Source organism: Pelomonas sp. BJYL3 (genome assembly GCF_027257975.1).
Classification (GTDB): domain Bacteria; phylum Pseudomonadota; class Gammaproteobacteria; order Burkholderiales; family Burkholderiaceae_C; genus Roseateles_B; species Roseateles_B flavus.
In genome coordinates this window covers 1,181,153-1,207,003 of sequence record NZ_JANZKX010000001.1, presented here as the reverse complement: position 1 = coordinate 1,207,003, position 25,851 = coordinate 1,181,153, and the positions used below count along the sequence as shown (strand labels likewise).

The 25,851-nt window shown below is 72.9% G+C and carries 23 protein-coding genes; 9 read left to right on the top strand and 14 right to left on the bottom strand.

Features of this window, described 5'->3' with window-relative positions:
- The first annotated feature begins 8 nt into the window (after window positions 1-8).
- The 3 genes from gmhB to O9Y01_RS05350 are packed head-to-tail and all read left to right on the top strand — an operon-like array spanning window position 9 to window position 2,420.
- On the top strand, window positions 9-659 hold the full coding sequence (gmhB, locus tag O9Y01_RS05360; protein ID WP_269630456.1) for a D-glycero-beta-D-manno-heptose 1,7-bisphosphate 7-phosphatase: 651 nt from the start codon (window positions 9-11) through the stop codon (window positions 657-659).
- Window positions 656-1,426, top strand: coding sequence for a lysophospholipid acyltransferase family protein (locus O9Y01_RS05355; protein WP_442952709.1), 771 nt, complete (start codon window positions 656-658; stop codon window positions 1,424-1,426). Before gmhB ends, O9Y01_RS05355 begins: the two co-directional genes overlap by 4 nt.
- Window positions 1,427-1,469: 43 nt before the next feature.
- A complete protein-coding gene (locus tag O9Y01_RS05350; RefSeq protein WP_269630455.1) occupies window positions 1,470-2,420 on the top strand; it encodes a M48 family metallopeptidase in 951 nt (316 codons plus the stop codon).
- Between the two features lie 324 nt (window positions 2,421-2,744).
- On the opposite strand, the gene O9Y01_RS05345 is transcribed toward O9Y01_RS05350, so the two are convergent.
- Complete coding sequence (locus O9Y01_RS05345) at window positions 2,745-3,818, bottom strand: MBL fold metallo-hydrolase (protein WP_269630454.1); 1,074 nt, start codon at window positions 3,816-3,818, stop codon at window positions 2,745-2,747.
- A gap of 140 nt (window positions 3,819-3,958) precedes the next feature.
- Here O9Y01_RS05345 and O9Y01_RS05340 point away from each other — a divergent pair, with 140 nt between their 5' ends.
- Window positions 3,959-4,345: a MerR family transcriptional regulator gene (locus O9Y01_RS05340; RefSeq protein ID WP_269630553.1), complete on the top strand. Its 387-nt coding sequence runs from the start codon at window positions 3,959-3,961 to the stop codon at window positions 4,343-4,345.
- A gap of 18 nt (window positions 4,346-4,363) precedes the next feature.
- Here O9Y01_RS05340 and O9Y01_RS05335 read toward each other — a convergent pair whose 3' ends face one another.
- The 3 genes from O9Y01_RS05335 to O9Y01_RS05325 are packed head-to-tail and all read right to left on the bottom strand — an operon-like array spanning window position 4,364 to window position 8,804.
- Entirely contained in the window at window positions 4,364-6,781 is a 2,418-nt protein-coding gene (locus O9Y01_RS05335) for an FtsX-like permease family protein (RefSeq protein ID WP_269630453.1), read from the bottom strand.
- A gap of 10 nt (window positions 6,782-6,791) precedes the next feature.
- Window positions 6,792-7,469, bottom strand: coding sequence for an ABC transporter ATP-binding protein (locus O9Y01_RS05330; RefSeq protein WP_269630452.1), 678 nt, complete (start codon window positions 7,467-7,469; stop codon window positions 6,792-6,794).
- 15 nt (window positions 7,470-7,484) lie between these two features.
- A complete protein-coding gene (locus tag O9Y01_RS05325) occupies window positions 7,485-8,804 on the bottom strand; it encodes an efflux RND transporter periplasmic adaptor subunit (RefSeq protein WP_269630451.1) in 1,320 nt (439 codons plus the stop codon).
- A gap of 159 nt (window positions 8,805-8,963) precedes the next feature.
- On the opposite strand from O9Y01_RS05325, the gene O9Y01_RS05320 reads away from it, so the two are divergent.
- Complete coding sequence (locus O9Y01_RS05320) at window positions 8,964-10,298, top strand: sigma-54-dependent transcriptional regulator (protein WP_269630450.1); 1,335 nt, start codon at window positions 8,964-8,966, stop codon at window positions 10,296-10,298.
- A complete protein-coding gene (locus tag O9Y01_RS05315) occupies window positions 10,288-11,574 on the top strand; it encodes a sensor histidine kinase (RefSeq protein WP_269630449.1) in 1,287 nt (428 codons plus the stop codon). Before O9Y01_RS05320 ends, O9Y01_RS05315 begins: the two co-directional genes overlap by 11 nt.
- Window positions 11,575-11,592: 18 nt before the next feature.
- Here O9Y01_RS05315 and O9Y01_RS05310 read toward each other — a convergent pair whose 3' ends face one another.
- On the bottom strand, window positions 11,593-12,255 hold the full coding sequence (locus O9Y01_RS05310) for an alpha/beta hydrolase (RefSeq protein ID WP_269630448.1): 663 nt from the start codon (window positions 12,253-12,255) through the stop codon (window positions 11,593-11,595).
- Window positions 12,256-12,398: 143 nt separating this feature from the next.
- Here O9Y01_RS05310 and O9Y01_RS05305 point away from each other — a divergent pair, with 143 nt between their 5' ends.
- Window positions 12,399-13,337: a hypothetical protein gene (locus O9Y01_RS05305; protein WP_269630447.1), complete on the top strand. Its 939-nt coding sequence runs from the start codon at window positions 12,399-12,401 to the stop codon at window positions 13,335-13,337.
- 27 nt (window positions 13,338-13,364) lie between these two features.
- Here O9Y01_RS05305 and O9Y01_RS05300 read toward each other — a convergent pair whose 3' ends face one another.
- From O9Y01_RS05300 to O9Y01_RS05290, 3 genes are all read right to left on the bottom strand, one after another.
- A complete protein-coding gene (locus O9Y01_RS05300) occupies window positions 13,365-16,538 on the bottom strand; it encodes a S9 family peptidase (RefSeq protein ID WP_269630446.1) in 3,174 nt (1,057 codons plus the stop codon).
- Window positions 16,539-16,653: 115 nt separating this feature from the next.
- A complete protein-coding gene (locus tag O9Y01_RS05295; protein WP_269630445.1) occupies window positions 16,654-17,037 on the bottom strand; it encodes a response regulator in 384 nt (127 codons plus the stop codon).
- A gap of 119 nt (window positions 17,038-17,156) precedes the next feature.
- A complete protein-coding gene (locus O9Y01_RS05290) occupies window positions 17,157-17,855 on the bottom strand; it encodes a DUF6445 family protein (protein ID WP_269630444.1) in 699 nt (232 codons plus the stop codon).
- Window positions 17,856-18,069: 214 nt separating this feature from the next.
- On the opposite strand from O9Y01_RS05290, the gene O9Y01_RS05285 reads away from it, so the two are divergent.
- On the top strand, window positions 18,070-18,744 hold the full coding sequence (locus O9Y01_RS05285; protein WP_269630443.1) for a CAP domain-containing protein: 675 nt from the start codon (window positions 18,070-18,072) through the stop codon (window positions 18,742-18,744).
- 31 nt (window positions 18,745-18,775) lie between these two features.
- Here O9Y01_RS05285 and O9Y01_RS05280 read toward each other — a convergent pair whose 3' ends face one another.
- Window positions 18,776-19,657, bottom strand: a complete 882-nt coding sequence (locus tag O9Y01_RS05280) for a DMT family transporter (protein ID WP_269630442.1) — start codon at window positions 19,655-19,657, stop codon at window positions 18,776-18,778.
- 144 nt (window positions 19,658-19,801) lie between these two features.
- Window positions 19,802-20,674, bottom strand: a complete 873-nt coding sequence (locus O9Y01_RS05275; protein WP_269630441.1) for a hypothetical protein — start codon at window positions 20,672-20,674, stop codon at window positions 19,802-19,804.
- Window positions 20,675-20,853: 179 nt separating this feature from the next.
- Here O9Y01_RS05275 and O9Y01_RS05270 point away from each other — a divergent pair, with 179 nt between their 5' ends.
- Window positions 20,854-22,014, top strand: a complete 1,161-nt coding sequence (locus tag O9Y01_RS05270) for a DSD1 family PLP-dependent enzyme (RefSeq protein ID WP_269630440.1) — start codon at window positions 20,854-20,856, stop codon at window positions 22,012-22,014.
- On the opposite strand, the gene O9Y01_RS05265 is transcribed toward O9Y01_RS05270, so the two are convergent.
- The 4 genes from O9Y01_RS05265 to O9Y01_RS05250 are packed head-to-tail and all read right to left on the bottom strand — an operon-like array spanning window position 22,004 to window position 25,836.
- Window positions 22,004-23,695, bottom strand: a complete 1,692-nt coding sequence (locus O9Y01_RS05265) for a bifunctional hydroxymethylpyrimidine kinase/phosphomethylpyrimidine kinase (protein ID WP_269630439.1) — start codon at window positions 23,693-23,695, stop codon at window positions 22,004-22,006. The two genes, O9Y01_RS05270 and O9Y01_RS05265, sit on opposite strands and share 11 nt — an antisense overlap.
- A gap of 5 nt (window positions 23,696-23,700) precedes the next feature.
- Window positions 23,701-24,501: a thiazole synthase gene (locus O9Y01_RS05260; protein WP_269630438.1), complete on the bottom strand. Its 801-nt coding sequence runs from the start codon at window positions 24,499-24,501 to the stop codon at window positions 23,701-23,703.
- A 4-nt stretch (window positions 24,502-24,505) separates the two neighbouring features.
- On the bottom strand, window positions 24,506-24,763 hold the full coding sequence (gene thiS / locus O9Y01_RS05255) for a sulfur carrier protein ThiS (protein ID WP_269630437.1): 258 nt from the start codon (window positions 24,761-24,763) through the stop codon (window positions 24,506-24,508).
- Complete coding sequence (locus O9Y01_RS05250) at window positions 24,760-25,836, bottom strand: FAD-dependent oxidoreductase (RefSeq protein ID WP_269630436.1); 1,077 nt, start codon at window positions 25,834-25,836, stop codon at window positions 24,760-24,762. The genes thiS and O9Y01_RS05250 overlap by 4 nt, the downstream gene beginning before the upstream one ends.
- Between the last annotated feature and the right edge of the window lie 15 nt (window positions 25,837-25,851).

Sequence of the window (25,851 nt, the reverse complement as noted above, 5' to 3'; positions counted from 1 at the left end):
AGCACGCCATGCCCGCCCGTTCCGACCACAGCCACAGCATGAAACTCGTCATCCTGGGGCGAGACGGGACGATCAACCGCTTCCGCGACGACCACGTCAAGTCGGTCGACGAGCTCGAGCCCCTGCCCGGGGCCCTGGAGGCGGTGGCGCGGCTCAACCATGCGGGCTGGCACACGGTGATGGCCACCAACCAGCCCGGCATCGGCCGCGGCCTGCTGGACATGGCCTCGCTCAACGCCGTGCACCTGCGCCTCAACCAGCTGCTGGCGGAGAAGGGCGGCCGCCTGGACGCCGTCTTCTTCTGCCCCCATGCGCCCGATGAGGGCTGCACCTGCCGCAAGCCCCTGCCGGGCCTGGTGACCCAGATCGCCGAGCGCTTCAATGTGGACCTGGCCCAGGTGCACATGGTGGGCGCCAGCCTCAAGGACCTGCAGACGGCGCAGGCTGCCGGCTGCATCCCCCACCTGCTGCGCGGCGAGCGCCTGGGCCTGGCTGACGAAGGCCAGATCCAGACCCAGCTGGCCCAGGTGCCGGGCGCACGGCTGCATGACACCCTGGCGAGCTTCGCCGATCACCTGATCCAAGAAGAACGGCGCGCGCGGGCCGATGCCCGCGGTGAGCAGCTGTCCCCCAACACCGTCCCCGGAGACTTGAATTGAGCCTGCTGCTGTCGGCGATCCGCTCGCTGATCTTTGTCCTCTTCCTGATCGTCACCGTCATCCCCTGGGCCCTGTTCGCGGTCCTGCTGTCCCTGTTCGTGCGGGGTGACAAGGTCTACTGGACCTGCGCGCGCTGGCTGGCACTGGCCATCTGGGGCGCCAAGGTGATCTGCGGCGTGAAGTACCGCGTGCAGGGCATGGAGCACCTGCCCAGCCGTGCCGACCGCCGCAGCGCGGTGATCCTGCTGTCCAAGCACCAGAGCACCTGGGAGACCTTCGCCTACCCGGCCATCATGACCCACCCCATGGCCTATGTGTTCAAGCGCGAGCTGCTCTACGTGCCCTTCTTCGGCTGGGCCATGGCAGCCATGGACATGATCCACATCGACCGCGGTCGCCGCTCCGAGGCCTGGGCCAAGGTGCTCAAGCAGGGCAAGCGCATGGCCGAGCTGGGCAACTGGGTGATCATGTTCCCCGAGGGCACCCGCATCGCCCGTGGCCAGAAGGGCGAGTACAAGAGCGGCGGCACCCGCCTGGCCGTGGCCACCGGCGTGCCGGTCGTGCCCATCGCCGCCACCTCGGCCCGCTGCTGGCCGCGCAAGAGCTTCCTGCTGCGCCCCGGCGTGGTGGACATCTCCATCGGCCAGCCCATCCCCTCGGTGGGACGCGAGCCTGTCGAACTGATGAAGCAGGTCGAGGACTGGATCGAGTCGGAGATGCGCCGCCTGGATCCCGAGGCCTATCAAGACCCGACCCCGGCGCCCTGATGGCACTCGCCGGGCCGGCGTTCCGCCCGTAAACTTGGCGGCCATGCTGCATCGCCTGGCTGGCCTCTTTCAGTACGTCCAGCTCTCGCTGTTCGAGCGGGAGCCTGAGCCGCCTTCAGCGTCGGCGCCCCAGGAGCCGGCGCCGCCCGTGCGCAGGCCGCCGCGCCGCTCCAGCATGCCGCCTTCGCCCTTGCAGTCCCCGCCTCCTGCGCCCGCCATCCCCACCGCGCCCGCACGCAGCGTGCAACTGGGCACGGCGCAGGTCGCCTATGAGCTGCGCCGGGCGCGGCGCCGCAGCATCGGCTTCACCATCAGCGAGGCCGGCCTGCGGGTCAGCGCGCCCAAGTGGGTGCCCGTGGGCGAGATCGAACGCGCCCTGCAGCACAAGGCAGGCTGGATCCTGCGCAAGCTGCAGGAGCAGCAGGACCGCAGCGAGCGCCTGGCGGCCGCCCAGATCCGCTGGGCCGACGGCTGCGTGGTGCCCTATCTGGGTCAGGATCTCATCATCGTGCTGGACCCTTCGGCCGCCCGCCTGCCGCTCAAGGCCCGCCTGGATTCCGGCCTGGCAGATCCCCAGCCCAGCCTGGCCAGCGTGCCGCGCCAGACCCTCTACCTGGGCCTGCCCCAGGAGGCCGCGCCGGCACAGATCCGCGACGCCGTGCTGAGCTGGCTGCAGGCCCAGGCGCGCAGCCTCTTCACCCAGCGCTGTGCGCATTTCGCGGCCCAGATGGGCGTGCGCATCAGCCGCCTGCGCCTGTCCTCGGCCCAGACCCGCTGGGGCAGTGCCAGCATCGACGGCTCGGTGCGCCTCAACTGGCGGCTGATCCATTTCGAGCCCGCCACCATCGACTACGTCGTGGTGCATGAGCTGGCCCATCTGCACGAGATGAACCACAGCCCGCGCTTCTGGGCCGTGGTGGGCGCCGTGCTGCCCGATTACGAGCAGGCTCGGCAGCAATTGCGCCGTGCTGCCCTGCCCGATTTCAGCGAGTGATACCGGCCCGATACCGATCTCCCCCTTAAGGAGGATAGGCGCCGCTGGACCGCCAAACGCACACTCTGGTCTACAAGCTGTCATCACGACACGGTCCCGGCAGCCCTGAGAGGAACAGGGCTGCCACCAGCAGAGTCAGGACCCGCCACCATCGCGGCCGCTCTGCCCGGGCTGTGTTCAGGGGATCCCAGCTGATTCGACTGGGATCAGCAAAGGGTCTTCGAGCCAGGGTTCCGCCCGGCCCGATCGACAACAAAAAGGACTCCGCCGGCGCGCAAGCGTCGGCGGTTTTTCTTTTCTGGGGGCAGGTCTTGCGGGCGCGGCTCAGGCGCTGAAGCGCAGCACGCCGTCGCTGCCGCGCTCGCGCCGCAGCCGGCCCTGCAGCCACAGGGCGTTGAGATGGGCAATGGACTCGCCCATCGCGAAGGTGGTCTGGTGCAGGTCCAGCGGGCGCTTGAAGAGCAGGGGCAGCAGCTCCGCCGCATGGCAGGGGCGCTCCGTGCAGGCCTGCAGCACCTCGTCCAGGCGCTCCTGGTGATGCTCCTGCAGCTGGGCCACGCGCGCCTGCACGCCGCGGAAGGGGCGGCCATGCGAGGGCAGCACCAGGGTGTCGGGTGGCAGGTCCAGCAGGGTCGCCAGCGAATCCAGATAGAGCTGCAGGGGATTGGCCTCCGGCTCCACATCCACCACGCTGACGTTGGTGGAGATGCGCGGCAGCAGCATGTCGCCCGAGATCAGCACCGGCGGGCCGTCCTCGCGGAAGAAGCTCAGGTGCTCCGGCGCATGGCCGTAGCCGCCGATGCAGCGCCAGCGCGCGCCGCCGATCGTCACCGTCTGGCCAGGCATCAGGCGCCGGTAGCTGGCAGGCACGGCCGGCACCATGCTGGGGTAGTAGCTGGCCCGGCCGCGGATCTTGGCCTGGGCTTCGGGGTCGGTCAGGCCGTGGCTGGCGAAGAAGGCCGCTGCCGCCTCGCCGCCCATGCCCACGGTGGAGCTGCTGGCGATGCGGGCGAGGTGGTAGTCCGGCGCGCTCATCCACAGGCGGCAGGGCTGCTCGGGCGTGCTGAAGCGCTCGGTGAGCCAGGCGGCCAGGCCCAGGTGGTCGGGGTGGAAATGCGTGACCAGCACCCGCAGCAGGGGCTCGCCCTGCAGGCCCTCGCTCAGCACCTGCTCCCACAGGCCGCGCGTGGCGTCATTGGCCACGCCGCAGTCCACCAGGGTCCAGCCGCGGCGGCCGTCGATCTCGTCGCGCAGCAGCCAGAGGTTGATGTGGTCCAGCGCAAAGGGCAGGCCCATGCGCACCCAGGCCAGGCCCGGCTCCAGCGGCAGCAGACCGCCGGATTCAGGGAGGGACTCGCCCCAGGGATAGCTCAGCTCGGATTCGCGTGGATTGGCCATGGACTGCAAGGGCTTAGACTAACGTTAACGTAAACGTCATTCAGCGCAGTGTAGCCATGAGCCCCTCGTCCGACCTGAGTTCCCCAGCAAAAGCCCTCGCGGGGACCGAGGACGCGGCCGATGCCGCCGCGGATGCCTCCATGGACAGCGGCTCCCGCCTGTTCACCATCACCGAGCTGGCGGCGGAGTTCGACATCACCCCCCGCGCCATCCGCTTCTACGAGGACATGGGCCTGCTGAGCCCCGCTCGCGAGGGCCGCAACCGCGTCTACACCCACCGCGACCGCACGCGCCTCAAGCTGACCCTGCGCGGCAAGCGCCTGGGCCTTTCGCTGCAGGAGATCAAGCAGCTGGTGGACATGTACGACGCCGCCGGCGCCGACACCGCCCCCCAGCTCAAGGCCTTTCTCGAAGTGCTGGCCCAGCACCGCCGCCAGCTGGAGCAGCAGCTGGAGGACATCGAGGTGACGCTGGAGGAGATCAGCCAGCACGAGGAGCGCTGCCGCGCCCTGCTGGCACAGCGCTGAGCGCTCGGCGGCCCGTTGTCAGCCGCGCAGGGCGGCGATGGGCTTCAGGGCCATCGCCTGCCGGGCATGACGCAGGCAGGCCAGCGCCGCCACCGCCAGCAGGCCGGCGAGGGCCAGCACCTGCGGCCATGCGCCCAGGGCCGCGCGGTCGGCAAAGCCGCCCAGGTAGAGCTGGCCCAGCATCCAGGACAGGGGCACGCCGAGCGTCGAGCCGGCCAGCAGCAGCAGGGCCATCTCCCGGCCCAGCCGGCCCAGGGCCTGCCAGGGGCCGGCGCCATGCAGCTTGCGCAGCACGATCTCGCGGGCATGGCGCTGCACCAGATGGGCCGACAGCGCGTAGATGCCGAAGCCCGCGATGGCCAGGGCCAGCACGGCGCACAGCGCCACCAGGCGGCCCAGGCGCAGGTCCTGCGTGTAGGGCTCCATGAGGGTGTCGGCGAGGCGCTCCAGCGGCAGAGGCTGCTGGGGAAAGTGGCGCGACCAGACGGCTTTCAGCGAGGCCTCGTCCAGGGGCGCCCCCGTGCGGATGCTGAGCACGCCGGCCTCGCGCTCACCCGCCTGCTCCGGCGGTGCCTGCAGGCGGAAGGCTTGAGGCAGGCGCGCCTCCCGCGTGTTCTCCAACGCCAGGTGAGGGACCACGGCCACGACGCGGCTGTACTGCGGCAGCTGGCCCAGGCCGCGGGCCTGTTCCTGGACCCGCTGCCCGATGGCGTCCTGTGGCGCCGCCCAGCCCAGGGCCTGCGCGGCCAGGCTGTCGATCACCAGGCGCTGCTCGGCCGTCGAGGCGGGCTCAAGGCGGCCTGCCAGCGGCCGCACCTGGTAGAGCTCGAAGAAGTCCGCATCGACCGGCTGGACGCGCACCGCGGCCTGCTGGGGCGGGCGCTCCAGCAGGGCTTCCTGCACCTCGCGACCGGAACCCAGGATCCATTCCGTCCAGGCCGTGCCCTGGACGCCAGGCAGCTGGGTCAGGGACTGGCGCAGGGCTTGCTGCTGCGTCCGGGTGGTGCCGGCCGGCAGGGTCAGGGCCAGCAGCCCCTCTGGCTGGTAGCCCAGCTCGCGCCCCAGGACGTGGTGGTTCTGGCCCCAGACCGTGAGGGACAGGGCCAGGACCAGCAGGGCGCTGCCGAACTGCAGGCCGCCGAACAGCCGGCGCAGCCAGGGGCCCGAGCGGCCCTCGCCGGCCAGGCGACCCTGCAGGGCCTCGGCGCTGCGCAGCCGCCAGGTCAGCCAGGCGGGGTAGGCGGCGATGGCCAGGGTGCTCAGTCCGACCAGGCCGCCGCATAGCAGCAGGCCCGGCCAGGAGGCGATCTCCGGCACCGGCAGCTCCAGCGCATCGGCCATCCACGGCGCCAGCAGCCAGGCCAGCAGCAGCCCCAGGCCACCCGCCAGCAGGGCCTGCAGGCCGGCCTCGGCCAGGCTCAGGCCCAGCAGCGAGGCCGGGCTGGCGCCCAGGCTCTTGCGGATGGCGATCTCGCGCTGGCGCTGCAGCATGCGCACGCCGCCCAGGTTGACGGCATTGACCAGGGCCAGCACGCACAGCAGCACAGCGGCCCCCATCAGGGCTGTCAGCACCTGCCGCTGCGTCTGGCCGACACGGCCCTCGAAGGCCCGTTCGCTCAGCGGCAGGGCGCGCATGAAGGCGGCCTTGCGCCCGTCGGCCACCCAGTCCGGCGGCAGCTGGGCGATCACCGGGCTGCGGTCCAGCAGGGACTGCGCCAGCGTTCCGACCTGCGCCGCGCTGGCGCCGGGCGCGAGCCGGCCCCAGACCTGGCCGTTCATGAAGAACCAGGCGGTCTTGAGCTCCTGGCTCAGGCCCGCGGCCGGACTGTCGAAATTGACCATCAGCTCCGCCTGCACCGGATGCCGCGGCGAAGGCGAGGCCACCACCGCACCGATGGTGAGCGTGTGCCGGCCCAGGCTCACCGGCTGATCCAGCACCTCGGCGCGGCCAAAGCTGCGGCGGGCAAAGGCTTCCGTGACGGCGACGCGGTCCGGCCGCGACAGCGCCGCCAGCGCGTCGCCCTGCACCGAGCGCAGCGCGAAGAGCCGGGCCAGGGCGGGGTCCATGGCGGCGACCCGTACCTCGCGGCCTTCGTCGAGCGGGCCGCGCTCGTTGAGCCGCAGGGTGCGGCGGACCTCGGTGTAGCGGCCCAGGTCCGTCAGCGGGGCATGCGCCTGCTGCAGGGCGTCATGGAAGGCAAAGGGCGTGCGCAGGAACCAGTCCTCCTGGCGGCCGGGCATATTGCCCTTGAAATCGATCAGCACGATGCGGTCGGGGTCCTGCAGCAGCCGGTCCGGCAGCAGGCGCTCGGCAATCAGGGTGGCCAGCAGCAGGCAGGCCGCCAGCGCCAGCGCCAGGCCGCCCAGGCTGGCCAGGGTGTGCAGGGGGGCGGCCGCCATCTGGCGCCGCGCCACGCGGAGGTCGAGGAAGCTCATGCGTGACTCCTCAGGCCGCCAGGGCGTCGACCAGCACGCGGCCGTCCAGCAGGCGCACGCTGCGCGGGGCCAGGGCGGCATGGGCGGAGGAGTGGGTGACCATCACCAGCGTCGTGCCCTCCTCGTTGAGCTCGCGCAGCAGGCGCATGACCTCCTGGCCCTGGGCGCTGTCCAGGTTGCCGGTGGGCTCATCGGCCAGCAGCAGGCTGGGGCGCCGCACGATGGCCCGGGCGATGGCCACGCGCTGCTGCTGCCCCCCCGAGAGCTGCGAGGGCCTGTGCCCGGCGCGGTGGGCCAGGCCCAGGCGGTCCAGCACCGCGGCCACGCGCTGGCGCTGCTCGCGCCGGGGCAGGCCGGCGTGGTCCAGGGCCAGGCCCACGTTCTCCTCGACGCTGAGCTCGTCGATCAGGTTGAAGCTCTGGAACACGAAGCCGATCTGGCCCCGGCGCAGGCCCGCCAGCTCGCGCTCCGTGCAGCGCGAGAGCTCGCGGCCCTCGAACCAGTACTCGCCGGCGCTGGGGCGGTCCAGCAGGCCCAGCAGGGACAGCAGCGTGGTCTTGCCGCAGCCCGAGGGGCCGGTGATCGCCAGGTACTCGCCGGCCTCGATCTGCAGGTCGACGCGGTCCAGTGCCGTGGTCTCGATGTCGCCGCTGCGGTGGTGCTTGCTGAGGGATTTCAAATGGATCATCGCGGTCTCCGTGGATCAATGTAATGGCTGCGGCGTGCCGCCCGTGGCGGGGCCGGCCAGGCGCAGCACGGCATGGCCCTCGTAGGCGGCGGTGGGGCCCACCAGCACCTGCTCGCCGGCGCGCAGTCCCCCCAGTACCTCCACCTGTGCGCTGCTGCGCCGGCCCAGCTGCACGGGGCGGCGGCGAGCATGGCGGCCGTCGGGGTCCAGCACATAGACGCTGGCACCGCCGCCGTCGGCCAGATAGGCACCGGTAGGCAGCCAGAGCGCCTGCGCCGGTGCGCCCAGGCGCAGGCTGAGCTCGAAGCCCTGACCTGGCCGCAGGCCCTCGGGCGCATTGCCGGCAAAGGCCAGCTCCACCTTGAAGCGGCCCTGCTGCACGGTGGCCTGGCGCTCGCGCAGCAGCAGGGGCCAGGTCTTGCCTCCCTGCAGCAGCTGCCCGGTCAGGCCGGGCTGGATGCGGGCGTCGTAGAACTCGTCGACCTCGGCGCTCAGCAGCCAGCTGCGGAGGTCGTCGATGCGGCCCAGGCGCTCCCCGGCGCGGATCACGCTCCCCGGCTGCAGGCTGAAGCCGCTGAGCTGGCCATCGGCCGGCGCACGCACCGTCAGGCGCTCCGCGGCCTGGCGGACCAGGGTGAGGCCGGCGGAGAGGCCCTGCACCGCACGCTCCATCTCGCTGACGGTCTGGGCCCGCACCTGCAGCTCGGCCTGGCTGTCCTGCTCGGCCTGCAGCAGCAGCTGGCGTTGCAGCTCGGCCTGGCGGCGCGCGTTGCGCTCTGCCAGGGGCGAGACAAATCCCTGCGCCGCCAGCACCTGCTGGCGCTCGGCCTCCTCGCCGGCCAGGGCCAGCTCGTGGCGCCGCTGGGCCAGCTCGCGCCGCCACTGCGCCTGTGCGCCGGCCTGCGCGGCGCGCAGGGTCGAGAGATTGGCCAGCTGCTGCGCCACCTCGGCCGTGCGCGCCAGCACCTCCTGCTCCCGCTGCGGGCTGGACAGCTGCACCAGCGGCTGCCCCGCGCTCACGGCCTGGCCATCCCTCACGAGCACAGCCTCGACGCGCCCGCCCTCGGTGGCGTCGATCATCAGCTGGTGCTGCGGCTGCACCTGGGCGCGCAGGGCGATGTCATCGCGGAAGGGGCCCTGCTGCACGGTCGCCAGCTGCAGACCCTCGGCCGGCACGCGCAAGCCCTCCGGCGCCAGCGCCCAGGCCAGGGCGGCGCTGGCGGGCAGCAGCAGCCAGGCGGCACGGCGCCAGCGCTTCCAGTGGCTGGGCGGCAGGGCGCGGTCCATGCCGGCGCCGGACAGCGCCTGCAGATGAAGGGTCGGTGGGACAGTCATGCGCCGGACAACGCAAGCCGCATGCCAGCGGCGCGAGCCCCGTGCCGAGGGGGCCGGCAGCACCGGGCCTGTCCGGCCGCGGCACAGCCGGGGCCAGGCCCTGTCCGGATCCGGACACGGGCTGGCCGCCTCGCCGGCCGGGCTGGTATGGTCGCGCCCATGCTGAAGAACCCGGCCCGCCTGCTCGTGCTCGACGACGACCCCGACGTCGGCGTGGCCGCGCGCCTGCTGCTGCAGCGCCGCTTCGGCGAGGTGCGCTGCCTGCAGCGCCCGGCCGAGCTGGACGCGGCGCTGGCGCAATGGCGGCCGGACCTGCTGCTGCTGGACATGAACTTCCTGCCCGGCCACAGTGACGGCGCGCAAGGCCTGACCCTGCTGCAGCAGCTGCGCCAGCGTCCCGGCGCGCCCCAGGTGATCGTGATGACGGCCCATGCGGGCGTGGAGCTGGCGGTGCAGGCCCTCAAGGCGGGCGCGCTGGACTTCATCACCAAGCCCTGGGACCACCCGCGCCTGCTGGCCGCGGTGGCCGCCGCCCTGGCCCTGCGCCAGCCGGCCGCCGAGGCGCTGGACGATGAGCCGGCCAGCGCCTTGCTTGGCCAGTCGCCGCCCATGCAGGAGCTGCGTCGCCTGATCGCCGCCGTGGCCGCCACGGACGCCCACGTGCTGGTGCTGGGCGAGATGGGCGCGGGCAAGGAGCTGGTGGCGCGCGAGCTGCATGCGCGCTCGAAGCGCAGCGGCGGGCCTCTGCTGGCGGTGGATCTCGGTTCCCTGCCCGACACCCTGCTGGAGAGCGAGCTCTTCGGCCACCGCCGTGGCAGCTACACCGACGCTCGCCAGGACCGCCCGGGCCGCTTCCTGTCGGCGGCCGGCGGCACCCTGCTGCTGGACGAGATCGGCAACCTCTCCATGGCCGGCCAGGCCCGCCTGCTGGCGGTGCTGGAGCGGCGCGAGTTCACGCCGCTGGGTGCCGATGCGCCCCTGCCGCTGCAGGCCCGCATCATCAGCGCGACCAATCTGGACGAGACGGCGCTCTTCGACCCCCAGCGCTTCCGCCCCGACCTGCTGTACCGCCTCAACACCATCGTGCTGCGTGTGCCGCCGCTGCGCGCGCGGCGCGAGGACATCCCGCAGCTCGCCACGCATTTCCTGGCCCGCTATGCCGCCGAGCACGGCCGCGCGCCCCGGCCGCTGGCGGCGGCGGCCCTGCAGGCTCTGCAGGCGCATGACTGGCCTGGCAATGTGCGCGACCTGCGCCAGGCCTGCGAGCGCGCCGTGATCCTGGCGCCGGGGCCGCAGTTCGAGCCCGGCGATTTCCAGCTGCAGGCCCTGGCCGCCACACCTGCGTCGGCCCCGGGCCTGACCCTGGCCGAGCGCGAACGCGCCGCCCTGGACGAGGCCCTGCGCGAGGCCCAGGGCAATATCAGCGAGGCGGCGCGGCGCCTGGGCGTTTCGCGCGCGGCGCTGTACCGCCGGCTGGAGAAGCATGGACTCTGAAGGCCCGGACCTCGACGCCTTGATGCGCCGCACCGCCTGGCGGCTGCTGCCCCTGCTCGCGCTGGCGCTGGCCGCCGCCTGGGCGTGGGGCGGGGCGTGGGGTTGGGTGGACGGCCAGCGGGCCCGCGTGGCGGCGGCGCTGGGCCTGCTGCTGGTGCTGGCCCTCATGTGGGGTCAGGTCTTGCCTCTGTGGCGTGAAGCCCGCGTACTGGGCCGGCGAGGCCGGGCCGGCGAGGGCGCCGAGGCTGTCCTGCGGCACCGCGAACGCGCCGCAGCGCTGAGCGAGTCCCTGCTGGACCAGGCGCCCGTCGCCCTGTGGCTGTGCCAGGAGGGCGGGCAGCCCGAGGCCCTGAACGGTGCTGCGCGGCGCTGGCTGGCGCCCGGCGGTGCACGCGACGCGGCAGCCCTGCTGGACCAGCTGCGCGAGCAGGCCGAGCCCGCCAGCCGCCAGCGCAGCTGGCTGCGCGTGGACGCCGAACGCGGTGAGGAGCGCTGCCTGCTGGCCTCGCGGCCCTGGGTGCGCGAAGGCCGGCCGGGCTGGCTGCTGGCCCTGCTGCCGCTGGAGTCGGCGCTGGAGGCCGAGACCCTGCGCGCCTGGCGCCAGCTGGTGCAGGTGCTGACGCACGAGATCATGAACTCGCTGACCCCCATCGCCTCGCTGGCGCGCAGCGCGCAGGAGCTGCAGGCGGAGGCGGGCGCGCCGGTTGGCGAGGACGCCGCCGACCTGGCCGTGGCGCTGGAGGCCATCGCGCGCCGTGCCGAGGCCCTGTCCCGCTTCGTGGCCGACTACCGCCACATCAGCGACTGGCCGGCGCCCCGCCTGGAGCCCGTGCCCCTGCAGGCCCTGTTCGAGCGCCTGGCCGCGCTGCAGTCCGCGCGCTGGCAGGCCCGCGGCGGGGCGCTGCACTTCGAGCTCGACTCACCGGGCCTGCTGCTGCAGGCGGACGCGGGCCAGCTGGAGCAGGCCCTGCTGAACCTGCTGCGCAATGCCGAGCAGGCCACGCAGGCGCTGGCGCAGCCCCAGGCCTGGGTGCAGGCGCGGCTGGGCCGCGGCGGGCGGCTGAGCCTGGAGGTACGGGACAACGGCCCTGGCGTGCCGCCCGGCCTGGAGCGGGACATTTTCCTGCCCTTCTTCAGCACCCGCGAGCGCGAGCCCGGCAGCGGCGCGCGCGGCATCGGCCTGGCGGTGGTGCGCCAGCTGGTGCACGGCATGGGCGGCAGCGTGCGCCTGCAGCGCCGCGCGGAGGGCGGGGCCTGCTTCGTGCTGAGCTTCTGAAGCGGCGGCTGGCGACCCTCAGGCCAGGCACTGGCGGATGAAGCCGGCCACGTCGGCGATCTCCTCCATGCTGACCTCATGGCCCATGGGGTAGCCGTGCCATTGCACGGCAAAGCCCAGGCGCTCCAGCTCGGCCCTGCTGGCCAGGCCGCGGGCGGGCAGCACGACCTCGTCGCTGTCCCCATGGGCCAGGAACAGGGGCACGTCGGCATTGGCCGCGTGGCGCTCGGCTTCGGTCGTGCCCGCCAGGGGCAGATAGCCCGAGAGCGCCACCAGCCCCGCCAGGCGCTGGGCATGGCGCAGGCCGGTCATCAGGGTCATGGCGGCGCCCTGCGAGAAGCCCATCAGCACGATGCGAGACGCCGGGATGCCGCGCTCGACCTCCTGTGCGATCAGGGCCTCGATCGCGCGCTGCGACTCACGCAGGCCGCGTTCGTCCTCCACCCGCTGGCCGCTGGCATCCAGGCCGATGTCGTACCAGGCCGGCATGCGGTAGCCGCCATTGATGGACACCGGCCGCTCCGGCGCCTGGGGCAGCAGCACCCGCAGGCCGCCGACGCTGCGCAGGTCCATGGCCTGGCAGACGGGCACGAAGTCGTCGCCGCTGGCGCCCAGGCCGTGCAGCACGATGAGGCTGGCACGGGGCTCGGCCTGGGTCTGGAGTTCGATGGTGTCGAGCATGGTGGGGGGCCAGCGGGAACCGGGCGTGACGGGGCATGAAGGGCGTGCGGCAGTCGCGCCGCGACGCCATCATCCCATGCGCAGGCCGCTACCATGCGGCGCTGACCCGCACCGACCGACACCAGGACAGACAGGACGACGAGATGCTGCATCGAATGGGGAGCGCCAGCGTGCGCATGGGAATCCGCGCCGGGCTGGCCGGGCTGATGCTGGGCCTGGGCGCCTGCGCCGCGCTGGGCCCGGGGACGGGCGGGGCGCCCGGCCGTCCCGCGCAGGGCCCGGACAGCCTGGCCATGGAGTGCCCCTCGGAGTTCCGCTACGAGCTGCCCCTGCCCGCCGGCGCGGGCCTGGACGCGCTGCAGGCCCATGCCGTCCAGCGCCTGCAGGCCCTGGGCTTGCGGGTGAACTGGGACGGCCCCTGGGCGCATGCGCAGACCCAGCAGTTCAGCCCCCAGGCCGCTGATCTGGCCCGCCTGCGCCGCCTGCTGGCCGTGGTGCTGCCGGCCCTGGAGCGCTACCAGCCCGGCTTCTTCCAGCGCGCCGGACTGCAGGAGGTGGGCCTGGTCAAGGACCTGGTCGTGGGTGACACCCAGATGCGCCTGGCCATGCCGGCACCGGACCGCTCGGCCGTGGTCTATGCCGACAATGGCAACCCGCTGTGCGCCGCCGGCATGGAGCTGCGGGTGCACCACGAGCTCTACCACCTGGTCGAGGAGCGGCTCTTCGGCGACTTCTACTACCGCGACCCCGCCTGGCTGGCCCTCAATCCCGAGGGCCTGGACTACGGTCAGGGCGGCGCCACGGCCTATGGCGGCGTCTTCCACAACCTGGGCCACCCGGCGCCCGGCCTGGTCAGCCGCTATGCGCAGTACGGTCCCGAGGAGGACAAGGCCGAGGTCTTCGGCTGGCTGATGACACCGGGCTACGCCGGCCGGGTCAAGGCCTGGTCCGAGCAAGACCTGACCCTCGCGGCCAAGCGCCGCTTCATGATGGCCCTGGTGCACCGGCTCAGCGCCGGCACCATGAGCGAGAGCTTCTTCGAGACCCTGGCACGGCAGCAGCCGGCGCAGGCGGCCCACTGACGGGGCCGCCGCGGCGGCTGGCGGCGCTCAACGCGTCTGCAGCGGCTGCTGCGGCGGCGCCGTCGGGTCCTCGATCACCGGCGCCCGTTCAGGGGACTTCACGCCGGCCGGCCTGAACAGCGGCATCACGTCGCGCTTGCCGCGCTCCAGATAGGGCACGGGCTGGTCCATCCAGGCGGGGCGGGGCGCGTTCAGCAGGTGGTGGTCGAAGAATTCGCCCATGTGCACGGTGAAGTGCTTGAGGGCGTCGCGGTCCCGCAGGCCGTGCTTCTCGCCGTTGTAGTTGAACCAGTAGGCCTCCTTGCCCAGGCGGCGCAAGGCGGTGAAGAACTCGATGGCCTGGTAGTAGGGCACGGCATCGTCCTCGTCGTTGTGCACGGTGAGGTAGGGCGTGGTGACGCGGTCGATGCGGAAGATGGGCGAGTTCTCCACGTACAGATCGGGCCGCTGCCAGGGCGTGGCGCCGATGCGGCTCTGCTGCTGCTCGTACTGGAAGGCCCGGCTCTTGCCCGTGCCCCAGCGGATGCCGCCGTAGCCGCTGACCATATTGGCCATCGACGCGCCGGCCTCCGCGGCGCGGAACATCGTCGTGCGCGTCAGCAGGTAGTTGATCTGGTAGGCGCCCCAGCTATGGCCCTGGATGCCGATGCGCTTCTCGTCCACGAAGCCCTGCTTCACCAGCTGCTGGATGGCGGGAATCACCGTGTCCATCGCACTCTGGCCCGGGTGGCCGATGGTGTAGACGATGTCCGGCCGCAGCACCAGGTAGCCATTGCTGACGTAGCGGCTGACGTTGATGTTCTGCCCTGGTGCCGGCGGCACGTAGCGGTGCAGGTTGTCCGTCATCTTCTCGTAGATGTAGACCATCAGCGGGTACTTCTTCTTCGGGTCGAAGTCATCGGGCCTGGCCAGCAGGGCGCGCAGCTTGCGGCCCTTGGCCGAGGTGTAGCCGATGATCTCCTGCGTGCCCCAGCGCAGCTCGGCCTGCTGCGGGTTGGCGTCGGACAGGCGCTGGGGCTGGCCCTGCTGCCCCAGTGGGCCCTGGCTGAGCCAGAGGTCGGGGAAGGTGCGGAAGTCCTGGGCGGTGTGCAGCCAGACCTCGGCATTGCGGGCCTTCACCAGGCCGCCCAGCAGCTGCGGCTTGTGCAGCAGGCGCTCGGGCGCGCTGCCGGTGGCCGGGTCCAGGCGGTAGAAGGCGGTGGACTTGTCCTGCTCGTCGGTACCCAGCAGGATCCAGGGGCCGGCGGGCAGGGGCTTGTGATGCCGCTCTTCGCGGTCGGCGGCGTCCTCGTCCACGCGCTGCAGACGCAGCTGGATCCGGGGCTGGGCCAGGCCGCCCGTCAGGCGCCGGGCCTGCAGGCTCTCGGGGTCCACGGACCAGAGGTGGTATTGCGCATTGAGCACCACGGCGCGGTCCTCGTCCATCCAGCCGACCTGGCCGTAGGCGCCGGCGGGCTCGACGACGTCGCGCTCCACGTTCTCGAAGTGCTCGCCCTTGATGGCCGCCGTCAGGGCGCGCTCGCTGCCGTCGCGCGTGCGCCAGGCCATCCACTGCTTGCGCTCGGGCAGGAAGGCCGTCACATAGCGGCCGCCGGGCGAGAGCAGGGGCATGCCGCGCAGCTTGCGGGCCAGCAGGCGCGTGCTGCCGTCCTGCAGGTTCACGGCGTAGGCGTCGCGGTACAGATCGTCCCAGGACTGCAGGGCGCGGTAGGGCTGCTCGTCGAAGCCCAGCGCGAAGTCGGCGTTGTCATTGACCACGACTTCGGGCAGCTCGGGCGTGGCCAGCTGCACGAAGCGCGGGCCGGCTGGCTCGCCCAGGTGGATGACGGCGCGGTAGCTGCGCAGCTTCTCCTTCTCGGCGCGGACCTTCTGCATGGACTGCAGCTCGGGGTCCTTCCAGTGCCAGAGGTCCACCTTCAGCGGCTCGGGCGCGTCCTTCGCCGCCTCCTTGGGCAGGGCGGCGGTGCCCAGGAAGAGGCGCTGGCCATCCTTGCTGAAGCGCAGGCTGGCATGCTCGCTGGGCGCGTAGCCCTCGCGCAGGCCCGGGCTGCCGGCGGCCAGCAGCTCCACGGCGCCGGGCTTGCCGGCGGCCTGCCAGAGGTAGAGCTTGAAGGGCGTGGCGGGGGGCTTGGCCTCGTCCTTGCCAGCGTCCTTGCCGGCGTCCTTGGTGTCCTTGGCCTCGGGATGCTGGCTGAGGTGATCGCGGTTGCTGACGAAGGCCAGCTGCTGCCCGGCCTCGTCGAACTGCAGCTGCTTGTACACGCCGGCGCCGCCCAGCAGCAGCCGGGGTTCGCCACCTTCGGCGGGCAGCAGGTAGGCGCCGTCGCGCGTGGGCGCAGCCGGCTTGCTGTCCTTGCTGTCCTTGGCGGGGGCCGTGCTGACCGCAAAGGCCAGCCAGCGGCCGTCACGGCTCCAGGCGAAGCCGCTGACGTCCTCCAGGCGCTGGCGCTGGCCGTCCGCCGGATTCACCAGCAGCAAGGGGCTGCCCGTTTCCTTCTTCTTGCCGGCTTCGGCGCTGGCATGGCTGGCGCCGAAGAAGCCGTGCTCGTTGGGCGCCGTCTGGTCGCTGTCCTGCATGACCTGATCGGTCCTGGCGCCGCTGCCGGCCGCCTTCTTGTCGGCCTGCTTGTCGAGCTTGGCGGGGGGCTCCAGCCACAGTGCCAGACGGGTGCCGCCGTCCTCGGCGAAGGCGAAGCGCTTGACGCGGTCCACGGTCTCGAACTGGCCGCTGGCCAGGTCCATCCAGCCGGCGCCCGGCTTGGGGGCGTCGTCGCCCTTCTTCTTGTCCTTCCTGGCCTGGTCCTGCGCGGCGCGCGTGGGGGCCTGGGCGAAGGCGAGGAAGCGGCCGTCGGCGCTGAACTGCGGCTGCAGGCCGCGCGGCACGCGCCATTCCTGGCCGTCCGCCAGGCGCCGCACCACCAGCTCGCCGTCGCTCTCCTGGCCCACGAGGGCATAGGCGGCGAAGCGGCCGTCGCGCGAGAGGGCGGCGCCCTGCACGCTGCGCCAGTGGGCGTAGTCGCTGTGGACGATGGCCCGCCGGGCAAGGCTGGCGGCGGCCTGGGTGGCGGGAGCGGTCGAGGGCGAGGGTGGGTGCGAGGCGGCCGCGTCAGCCACCGCGGCCAGGACAGGGCTGAGGCTGAAGGCGCCCGCCACCAGCAGGCTGTGGGCAATGAGGGCGTGGCGATGGAGTAGAACGGGCATGGCGTGGAATGAGCAAGGCGCAGGGAGCGCTTGAAAGAGACAGGCCTGCGCTGCGGCAGGCCGTGAAGAGGCGGTGTGGTGCGGGCAATGCCGGCCGGCAGGCCCGCGCAGCAGCTCAGCCGGGGGGCTGGCTGTAGAGCTTGCTGATGCCCTGCACCAGCTGCATGGGCCCGAAGGGCTTGGCGATGAAGAGGTCGGCGCCCGAGGCCTCGAACTCCGCGCGCAGGTCCTCGAAGGGGCGGGCGCTGACGATGATCACCTTGGGGGTCGGGCGCGCCTCGGGCATCTGCTTGATCAGGCGGCAGGCCTCCAGGCCGCTCATGCCGCCCGGCAGCATGACATCCATCAAGACCAGCTCGGGGCCGTCGAGGCGGACCCGCTCCAGCGCCTCGGCCGCCGTGCCGGCCTCGCTGATGCTGAAGCTCTGCGCGAGCTCCAGCGTCATGCGCAGCAGCTCGCGGATCTCGTGCTGGTCATCGACGATCAGTATCTTTTTCATGGTGGCATTCCGGGGCGTTGACGAACGCTAGCCCAGCGCCCGGGCACTGGCAAGCCCGGCGGGCAAGGTGGGTGCTGCAGGGGCGCGCAGAGCGTGAAGAAGTCCGTGCCCCGGTGCGCTCAATGCTCCGCGAGCCAGAAGAAGACGGCGGTCAGGCGCTTGTCCTCGAGGGCCTCGCCGAAGTAGCGGGTCGCGCTGTGGACCAGGGCGGCCTTGTAGACCAGCAGGCGGTTGAAGCGGTTGTCCACGCGGCGCTCCTCGTACCAGGCCTGTGGCGGCAGGCTGCGCACATTGAGGGCGTCGACCAGGTTCTTGTGCGGCGCGCCCACCAGGTTGCCGCCCATGGCGCCGTTGGGATAGCGCAGGCGGTAGAAGCTGGTGCCACTGTCGGCCGGCGGATCGGGATGCAGGTAGAGCACGGCGGCGTAGGTGCAGAGGTCGCGGCGGTCGGTGTGGGGGCGGGCGCCGCATTCCTTCTCGCCCACCAGCTGCGCGACGTTGAAGTCCAGCGTGGCGCCGTTGGGCGCGGTGCCCACCCACAGGCGACGGGCGCCGGTGAGCTCGCGCACGCGGCTTTCGATCTGCGCCAGCTCGGCGGCGTCCAGCGCGCCATGGAAGCGCATGCCCGGCCAGCTCTCCTTCGCATGCGGGAAGCCGTAGTGCCAGCCCTGGTGGCGCAGGCAGCGCTCGCGGATCTCGGCGGCATTGGGGAGGATGTCGTCGCAGACCCAGTAGTTGCGGCCCTGCTCCAGGCCGTCGTCGGCCAGACGCGGAGCGGTGGGAGGAATGGGCGGCAGGACCGTGCCGGGCGGAGGCATGGGAATCATGGAAGGGGACCGGGCGGAGAAGGCTGGCAGCCTAGCACCCGGCCGCCGCCTTGACGCCTGGGGACTTCACCGCTTGCGGCGCTGCCGGGCCGGGGCCGGGCGCGGCAACAAGCTGCGAGCGAGCGTGTGCAGATGTTGCGCCGGTGCCCCGGGCGCCGGCCGGCCCCGCACAATGCGCCGCCTGTCACGACGAATTGCCCCGCCCATGCCCGCCCTCAAGCGCCCGACCCTTGCCGCCTCCTGCCTGCTGGGCGCCACCTTGCTGCTGCAGGCCTGCGGGGGTGGCGGCTCCGCCAGCGCGCCTGCACCGAGCCCTGCGCCCGCACTAGCACCAGCACCAGCACCGGCGCCTACGCCTACGCCTACGCCCACGCCCACGCCCACGCCCACGCCCACGCCCACGCCGATCCCCTCGCCGGCCCCCACCCCCACGCCCGGCCCCACCGCTGCCGATTGCGGCCTGCCCGACTTCCAGGCCACGGCGCTGCGCCTGGTGAACGAGCAGCGCCAGCGCGGGGCCGTGTGCGGCAGCCAGGCCATGCCGCCGGTCACGGCCCTGCGCTGGAGCGCCGCCCTCACCGACGCCGCCCGCCGCCATTCGCAGGACATGGTGGACCACAACTTCTTCGACCACACCGGCTCGGACGGCAGCAATGCCGGCCAGCGCATCAGCGAGGCGGGCTACCGCTGGACGTCCTGGGGCGAGAACATCGCCGCCGGCCAGCCCACGGTGGAATCGGTGGTGCAGGCCTGGATGGGCAGCGAGGGCCACTGCCGCAACCTCATGAATGCCCGCTTCAAGGACATGGGCCTCGCCTGCCTGCGCGCCAACGGCGGCACGGGCCGCCTGACCTGGACGCAGGACTTCGCCTCGCCCTGAGTTCCAGCCGGCTGCCGGGCCTGCGCGGGACTCAGGCCAGCGCCAGCCCCATCACGCCCAGGGCGATGCAGGCCGCGCCCAGCAGGCGCAGCAGGCGGTCGCCCTCGCCCAGCAGGCTGCCGCCGGCCAGGGCCGCGAACAGCATGGACAGCTCGCGTGCCGGCGCCACATGGCTCAGCGGGGCGATGCGCATGGCGTACAGCACCATCACATAGCTCGCGGGGCTCAGGACGGCGATGGCCAGGCCGGCCTTCCACAGCCGGCGCCAGGCCGCCTTGAAAGCCGCCGGGTCGCGCAGGGCCACCGGCAGCATCATCGGGACGCGCAGCACGTTGGCGACGTAGTCCAGCACGATGGGCGAGATCATCAGCACCTTGACCGAATAGCCGTCCAGCAGGGTGTAGCCGGCAATGCAGACCCCCGTCAGCGCGCCCCAGCGCAGGCCGCGCAGCGTGCGCTCGCGGCGCGCGGCGTCATGGGCCTGGCGCCACAGGGCCGGGCCGCCGGCGATCAGGAAGACGCCGCCCACCACCATCAGCGCGCCCAGGCCGCCGGCCAGGCTGAGGCGCTCGCCCAGCACCAGCACGGCGCCGGCCGTGCTCAGCAGGGGGCCGCTGCCGCGCGCCACGGGGTAGACCACGGTGAGGTCCGAGACCTGGTAGCCATGCAGCAGGCAGCGGAAATAGACCAGGTGCAGCACGGTGCTGGCGACCAGGGCGCCCCACTCCACCCGGCCCAGCGTCGGCAGCGTGTCCCAGCCCTGCCAGACGGCCAGCGGCGCCCAGACCACGCTGACCAGGATCGCGCTGATCAGCACCAGCTCGCTGCCCCCGCCCTGGCGCTTGGCGACCAGGTTCCAGAGGGCATGGCACAGGGCGGCGGCCAGGACGAGCAGCAGGGCAAGGGTGGACATCGGCGGGCAGGGCGGGCGGCAGGGGCTTCACCGTGACGGGCCGAGGGGCCCACGGTGGCGAGCGCGCAGTATGCCCGCCAGCCTGCGCCGGGCGATCGCGGCCGCGCGAGCTGCGCGCTGCGCCTGCCCCCTCGCAGCGGCGCCTCAGATCTCGTAGCCCGCCACCAGGCTGGCCAGGGTGTCATTGCAGCTGCGGCGGGCCAGCTTGTCGTAGCCCTCGGGCGTCAGGTGGATCTCGTTCTGCCAGTCGCCGCTGCGGCCGGTGCTGCCGGCCTCCGCGGGCTGGCTGACGCCGCGCGTGTCCAGCACCACGAAGTTGCCGATGCAGTTCTGCACGGTGTGCGTGAGGAAGCTGTGGTTCCAGTCCACCAGGACGCGCATGATCGGCGCCCAGGCCTCGGCGGGAATCTGGAAGGTCTGCAGGCTGGGCGCGCACCAGGGTCCGGCCAGCCCTCCGGCGGCGTAGGCGAAGCGCGGGACCATGTAGTCGTAGACATGGGTGACCATGGAGGCCTGGGGGTTGGCGCACTGGTCGCGCAGGGTGTCCAGCTCGGTGTAGGCCTGCAGCAGCTCGGCGCAGAGATTGCTCCAGCCATGCTCCGAGACATAGCGCAGCGGCCCGAAATGCTCAGGCAGCCACTCGGCCGGTGCGCGCAGCAGGCGCTGGCTGAGGTCGGTGCCCGGGCCGCGGCGCAGCCAGGCGATCATGTCGTTGCCGCCGCCCGAGAGCAGCAGCGCGCCCCAGCGCGGCATGCCGCGCAAGGTCATGGCCAGGTGGAACTTGGCATAGCGCTGCGGCTCGGGGTAGTCCTTGAGCTTCTGCCCCGGCATGGCGTAGTTCACGATGCCGGCGTCACGGCCGAACTGGAAGAAGTCCAGCAGGGAACGCGTCTTGGTCGGGAAGAAGTCCCCGAAGGAAAACCAGGAATCCCCGTGGGCGATGAGCGGCACCTGCCCCATGAAGAGCGTGGGGTCGTTCATCAGCTGCTGGTGCGAATAGAGACGGGTCTGGGCCATGGCGCTCTCCTCAGTGAAGCAAGGTTGAGCCGGCAGTGTTTCGCCGCTGTGAAGGCTGAGCATCCCACTTTTTGTGGATGAACAGGGGCTTTGCGCGGGGCTTTCATCCCGTCAACCTGTACGACTTGGGGATGCGGGCGCGGGCTTGAAGCGCTAGCAGGCTGGGTCACAATGGCGCGATGAAACCGTCCGACCTCCTCTCTTCGCTGCTGCCGCCGGCCGCCAGGCCCGGTGATCTGCTGAGTGCCGTGGACAGCCCGGCCCTGCTGCTGGACCTGGACGCCTTCGAGCGCAATGTGCGCCAGATGCAGGCCGCGGCCGACTCTGCAGGCCTGGCCCTGCGCCCGCATGCCAAGGCGCACAAGTGCGTGGCCATCGCCCAGGCCCAGATGCAGGCGGGCGCGGTGGGCATCTGCTGCCAGAAGGTCAGCGAGGCCATCCCCTTCGTGGCGGCGGGCATCCCGGACATCCTCGTCAGCAACGAGCTCATGGGCGAGGCCAAGGCCCGGCTGCTGGCCGCGCTGGCCGGCCATGCGCGCATGAGCGTCTGCGTGGACCACGAGCAGCAGGTGGAGCAGCTGGCCCAGGCCTGCGAGCAGGCCGGCAGTCGGCTGGAGCTGCTGGTCGAGATCAATATCGGCCAGGACCGCTGCGGCGTGGCCGACGCGCCGGCGGTGCTGCGCCTGGTCGAGGTGATCGCGCAGTACGCCGGCCAGCTGTGCTTCAAGGGCCTGCAGGCCTACCAGGGCGGCCTGCAGCATGTGCGCGGCGCGGAGGCCCGCCGCGAGGCCGTGCTGCGCGCCACCGAGCGCGCTCGCCTCGTGGTGCAGGACCTGCTGGGCGAGGGCATTGCCTGCGAGACCGTCACCGGCGGCGGCACCGGCAGCGCCGCCTTCGACCTGGGCCTGGGTCTCTACACCGAGCTGCAGCCCGGCTCCTATGTCTTCATGGATGCGGACTACGGCCGCAACGAGACGGCCGACGACGGCCTGCGCTTCGAGCACAGCCTGCTGCTGGCCAGCAGGGTGATGAGCGAGGGCACGGGCGACCGCGCGGTGCTGGATGCCGGGCTCAAGTCGCTGTCTGCCGAGTCGGGCATGCCCTGGGTCTGGGAGGCCGGCAGCCCCAGCGAGCGCTGGGACTATGTCTCGGCCAATGACGAGCACGGCATCCTGCAGTGCCGCACGCCCGGCGGCGCCAAGCCGCGCCTGGGCGAGCAGGTCCTGCTGGTGCCGGGGCACTGCGATCCCACGCTGAACCTGCACGATGCGATCGTGGCGCACCGTGCCGGCCGCGTCGAGGCGGTCTGGGCCATCGAGGCCCGGGGACTCAGCCGCTGACGTCCCGGCGACCGGCCCGCCAGGCCGCGCGGTAGGCCTCCAGGCGCTCTGGAGCGAGCCCGCGCACCAGGCACACGGCGGACGCACCCGCACGGGCGGCCGCCTCGACCTGCGCCGGCGCCAGCACGCCCCCGATCGCCACCACCGGCCGCCCGGCCATGCGCGCCCACCAGGCCAGCTGGCTCAGGCCCTGAGCCAGCCAGGGCATGCGCTTGGTCGTCGTCGCCCAGACGGGGCCGCAGGCGATGTAGGCGGGCGCCAGGCCGCGGGCCCGGGCCAGCTCCCACAGGCTGTGGCTGGAGAGGCCCAGGGCGGTGCCGCTGTCCAGGATGCGCCGGCGCTGGGCGGCGTCCAGGCAGGCCCAGTCTTCCTGGCCCAGGTGGATGCCGCCGGCGCCCAGCTCGAGGGCCAGCTGCCAGTGGTCGTTGACCCAGAAGCGGGTGCCGGGATGGTCGCGCATGCACTGCACGGCGGTGGCGATGCGCCGGCGCAGCGCGGCGCTGTCCTGGTCCGGCGCGGCCTTGCTGCGCAGCTGCAGATGCGCGAGGCCGGCGCCCGCCACCGTGGCCAGCCCTTGCTCGTCGTCCACGATGCCGTAGAGCCCTGTGCCCACGTCCGCTGCACCGGCCGTGCCCGAGAGCACGGCCGTCCAGCGCGCCAGCGTGGTGGCGTCGGGCCGGGTTTCGTCGCCGAAGCCCATCACGGGCAGGGCCTCGGGGTTGTGGATGAAGTCCGGCGTCGGGCGCAGCGGGCCGGGGCCCGCGCCGGCGGCATGGCCCTGGCGCAGGCCGTGCCAGCTGCACATCTTGGCCAGCACCAGGGCGTCGCCCACCGGGAAGCCGCGGGCCAGGGCAGCCGCGGCGGCGCTGGCGAAGGTGCAGCCGCTGCCATGGTGATGCAGCGGCGCCTGCCGCAGGCGGGGCAGGGCCAGCCAGCCGCGCAGGGCGGGGCCGCTGCCCTGGTCGGGCAGGTCCAGCCAGTCCAGGGCCAGGTCTTGCGCACCGGGCACGGGCAGGGCGTCGTCGCCGCCGGTGATGCACACGCCGGCCTGCGGGGCCAGGTGATGGCGCAGCGCGGCGGCAAGCGCGGGCACGTCCAGGCCGGCGCGCGCCTCGGCGCCGGGCAGGTGCTGCAGCAGTCGCAGGGCCTCGCGGCGGTTGGGGGTGATCAGCGTGGCGGCGGGCAGCAGGCGCTCGCGCAGGGTCTGCAGCAGGGCCTCGTCGCAGAAGGCCGCCCCGCCGGCGCTGGCGCCCAGCACCGGGTCGACGACCAGGTCCACGCGCTGGCCCTGCGCGCGCAGCTGGGCCAGCACCTCCAGCAGGGCCTCGACGGCGTCCACGCTGCCCAGCAGGCCGGTCTTGATCACCCTCGGGGTCAGGTCTTGCCTCAGCGCCGCGAGCTGCGCACGGATCTGGGCGCCCGGCAGCGCAAGCACGGCCTGCACGCCCAGGGAGTTCTGCGCCGTGACGGCGGCCAGCACGGGGCACAGGTGCACGCCCAGCGCGGCGGCGGCGCGGGCGTCGGCGCTGATGCCGGCCGCGCCGCCGCTGTCATGGCCCGCGATGCTCCAGACGACGGGAGGCGCCGGGTCCTCATGCCAGGCAGGCAGACACGCCAGCGCGGGGTCCGGTGCCTCGAACCAGGGCGAGGGCAGGCAGGGGTGGGGCAGGGGATGGGCCATGGGTGTCATCCGAGCAGGAAGGCGTGGTCGCCCACCGGCGTGCTGGCCACGGCGAAGTCCTGCGGCGCCATCAGCCCGGCGCGCCAGGCCGACCGGCCGGCGCTGACGGCGTCGCGGAAGGCTGCGGCCATGCGCACCGGGTCGCGGGCCTGGGCCACGGCCGAGTTCAGCAGCACGGCGTCGAAGCCCAGCTCCAGCGCCTCGGCCGCATGCGACGGCGCGCCCAGGCCGGCGTCGACGATCAGCACGGCGTCCGGCAGTCGCTCGCGCAGCGTGCGCAGACCATGGCGGTGCAGCAGGCCCTGGCCCGAGCCGATGGGCGCACCCCAGGGCATCAGGACCTCGCAGCCGGCGTCCAGCAGGCGCCGGCACAGCACCAGGTCCTCGGTGCAGTAGGGGAAGACGGTGAAGCCCTGGCGCACCAGCTGCTCGGCGGCGCTGAGCAGCTCGAAGGGATCGGGTTGCAGGGTGTGCTCGTCGCCGGTCACCTCCAGCTTGATCCAGGCCGTGCCATAGAGTTCGCGGGCCATCTGCGCGAGCGTCACCGCTTCGCGGGCGCTGCGGCAGCCGGCGGTGTTGGGCAGCAGGTGGCCGCCCTGGGCCTGGATGGCCTGCAGGGCCAGGGCCACGACGCCGTTGTCGCCCGCGCCCTGCAGGCTGCGCTTGAGCCCGACCGTGAGCACCTGGCTTTGCGAGGCGCGGATGGCCTCGCCCAGCACCTGCGGGCTGGGATAGCCCGCGGAGCCGATGAAGAAGCGGCTGCGCAGGGCGCGGCCGTCGATGTGGAGCAGATCGTCCATGGGCATGTCCTCAACCGCCCACGATGGGGCGGAACAGCAGGATCTGGTCGCCCGCCTCCAGCGCGTGCCCGGCACGCGCCTCGCGCGGGATGTGCTGGCCGTTGACGGCGGTCGCCACGGCCTCGGGCGACTGGCCCAGCAGGCTCAGGAGCTGGGCCAGGCTGCAGCCTTCGGGAACGTCCATGGCCTGGCCGTCCAGGTGCACGCGCAGGCTGCTGGGCACGGTGGTGGCGTAGTGGTCGATGCGGGGACTGTTGGCAGTGTTCATGACATGTGCGGCAGCGCGCCGAGGCCGCTGCCCTTCAGCAGTTGGTCGACCAGCGCGGGCGCCAGCAGCCAGCCGTGGCGGTACAGGCCGTTGAGGCGCAGCAGGCCGGGCTCGTGGTGCAGGTGGGGCTGGTGGTCGGGGAAGGCGGGGCGCAGGTTGCGGTCCAGGCGCACGATGCGGGCTTCGCACAGTTGCGGCATCACGCTGTGGGCCGCGGCCATCAGCTCGACGGCGCTTTGCAGGCTCACCGGGCTGCGGTCCTCGCTCTCGACCTCGGTCGCGCCGATCAGCAGCTGGTCGGCGGTGCGTGGCACGAGGTAGACGCGGTGGCGCGGATGCAGCAGGCGCACCGGCCGCGTCAGGCCGTGGCCTGCAGCGTCCAGGGCGATGACCTCGCCACGCACGCCGCGCAGCGCCGGCAGCTGGGCCTGGGCGCCCAGGCCGCGGCAGTCGATGACCCAGTCTGCATCGATGCGGCGGTGGTCGGCCAGCTGCAGCCAGCCGGGCTCGCAACGGGCCACCGGCTGCGACCAGTGCCAGGCGCCATCGGGCGCATCGGCGTGCAGCGCGGCCATGGCCTCCAGCGGATGGACCAGGCCCTCGCCCGGCAGCAGCCAGGCCAGCAGGCCCGGGCTGCGCCGCAGGGCGGGCTCCAGCGCGGCCAGGGCCTGGGGATCCAGCGGCTGGGGCTGCGGGAAGGCCTCCAGGCCGGGCTGCTGCAGGCGATCCAGCACCCGTTGCGCGGCGCCGGCGTCGCTGCGCTGGGCGAGCAGCAGGCTGCCGTTCAGCTGCAGGCCCACCGGCTGGCGCGCGGCCAGCTGGCGAACGACGGCAGGCCACAGCGCCAGGGAGCGCCAGCCCGCCGCCGCGATGGCCGGCTCGGCCTTCTCCAGTTCGGCCAGCGGGCTCAGCATGCCGGCGGCGGTGAAGGCGGCCGCACCCTGGCCGTCGAACAGGGGCTCGGGGCCAGGTCTTGCGTCGAAGACCTGCACGCGGTGGCCGGCCCGGGCGAGGGCCCAGGCGAAGAGGCGCCCGGCCAGGCCGGCGCCCGCGATGGCGATGGTGGCGCTCATGCGTGCTCCCGGTGC

What these genes read in the sequence shown, in the direction of transcription:
- gmhB (WP_269630456.1), top strand. Translation starts at nt 9, where the DNA reads ATGCCCGCCCGTTCCGACCACAGCCACAGCATGAAACTCGTCATCCTG.
- O9Y01_RS05350 (WP_269630455.1), top strand. Translation starts at nt 1,470, where the DNA reads ATGCTGCATCGCCTGGCTGGCCTCTTTCAGTACGTCCAGCTCTCGCTG.
- O9Y01_RS05345 (WP_269630454.1), bottom strand. Translation starts at nt 3,818, where the DNA reads ATGGCCAATCCACGCGAATCCGAGCTGAGCTATCCCTGGGGCGAGTCC.
- O9Y01_RS05340 (WP_269630553.1), top strand. Translation starts at nt 3,959, where the DNA reads ATGGACAGCGGCTCCCGCCTGTTCACCATCACCGAGCTGGCGGCGGAG.
- O9Y01_RS05335 (WP_269630453.1), bottom strand. Translation starts at nt 6,781, where the DNA reads ATGAGCTTCCTCGACCTCCGCGTGGCGCGGCGCCAGATGGCGGCCGCC.
- O9Y01_RS05330 (WP_269630452.1), bottom strand. Translation starts at nt 7,469, where the DNA reads ATGATCCATTTGAAATCCCTCAGCAAGCACCACCGCAGCGGCGACATC.
- O9Y01_RS05325 (WP_269630451.1), bottom strand. Translation starts at nt 8,804, where the DNA reads ATGACTGTCCCACCGACCCTTCATCTGCAGGCGCTGTCCGGCGCCGGC.
- O9Y01_RS05320 (WP_269630450.1), top strand. Translation starts at nt 8,964, where the DNA reads ATGCTGAAGAACCCGGCCCGCCTGCTCGTGCTCGACGACGACCCCGAC.
- O9Y01_RS05315 (WP_269630449.1), top strand. Translation starts at nt 10,288, where the DNA reads ATGGACTCTGAAGGCCCGGACCTCGACGCCTTGATGCGCCGCACCGCC.
- O9Y01_RS05310 (WP_269630448.1), bottom strand. Translation starts at nt 12,255, where the DNA reads ATGCTCGACACCATCGAACTCCAGACCCAGGCCGAGCCCCGTGCCAGC.
- O9Y01_RS05305 (WP_269630447.1), top strand. Translation starts at nt 12,399, where the DNA reads ATGCTGCATCGAATGGGGAGCGCCAGCGTGCGCATGGGAATCCGCGCC.
- O9Y01_RS05300 (WP_269630446.1), bottom strand. Translation starts at nt 16,538, where the DNA reads ATGCCCGTTCTACTCCATCGCCACGCCCTCATTGCCCACAGCCTGCTG.
- O9Y01_RS05295 (WP_269630445.1), bottom strand. Translation starts at nt 17,037, where the DNA reads ATGAAAAAGATACTGATCGTCGATGACCAGCACGAGATCCGCGAGCTG.
- O9Y01_RS05290 (WP_269630444.1), bottom strand. Translation starts at nt 17,855, where the DNA reads ATGCCTCCGCCCGGCACGGTCCTGCCGCCCATTCCTCCCACCGCTCCG.
- O9Y01_RS05285 (WP_269630443.1), top strand. Translation starts at nt 18,070, where the DNA reads ATGCCCGCCCTCAAGCGCCCGACCCTTGCCGCCTCCTGCCTGCTGGGC.
- O9Y01_RS05280 (WP_269630442.1), bottom strand. Translation starts at nt 19,657, where the DNA reads ATGTCCACCCTTGCCCTGCTGCTCGTCCTGGCCGCCGCCCTGTGCCAT.
- O9Y01_RS05275 (WP_269630441.1), bottom strand. Translation starts at nt 20,674, where the DNA reads ATGGCCCAGACCCGTCTCTATTCGCACCAGCAGCTGATGAACGACCCC.
- O9Y01_RS05270 (WP_269630440.1), top strand. Translation starts at nt 20,854, where the DNA reads ATGAAACCGTCCGACCTCCTCTCTTCGCTGCTGCCGCCGGCCGCCAGG.
- O9Y01_RS05265 (WP_269630439.1), bottom strand. Translation starts at nt 23,695, where the DNA reads ATGGCCCATCCCCTGCCCCACCCCTGCCTGCCCTCGCCCTGGTTCGAG.
- O9Y01_RS05260 (WP_269630438.1), bottom strand. Translation starts at nt 24,501, where the DNA reads ATGCCCATGGACGATCTGCTCCACATCGACGGCCGCGCCCTGCGCAGC.
- thiS (WP_269630437.1), bottom strand. Translation starts at nt 24,763, where the DNA reads ATGAACACTGCCAACAGTCCCCGCATCGACCACTACGCCACCACCGTG.
- O9Y01_RS05250 (WP_269630436.1), bottom strand. Translation starts at nt 25,836, where the DNA reads ATGAGCGCCACCATCGCCATCGCGGGCGCCGGCCTGGCCGGGCGCCTC.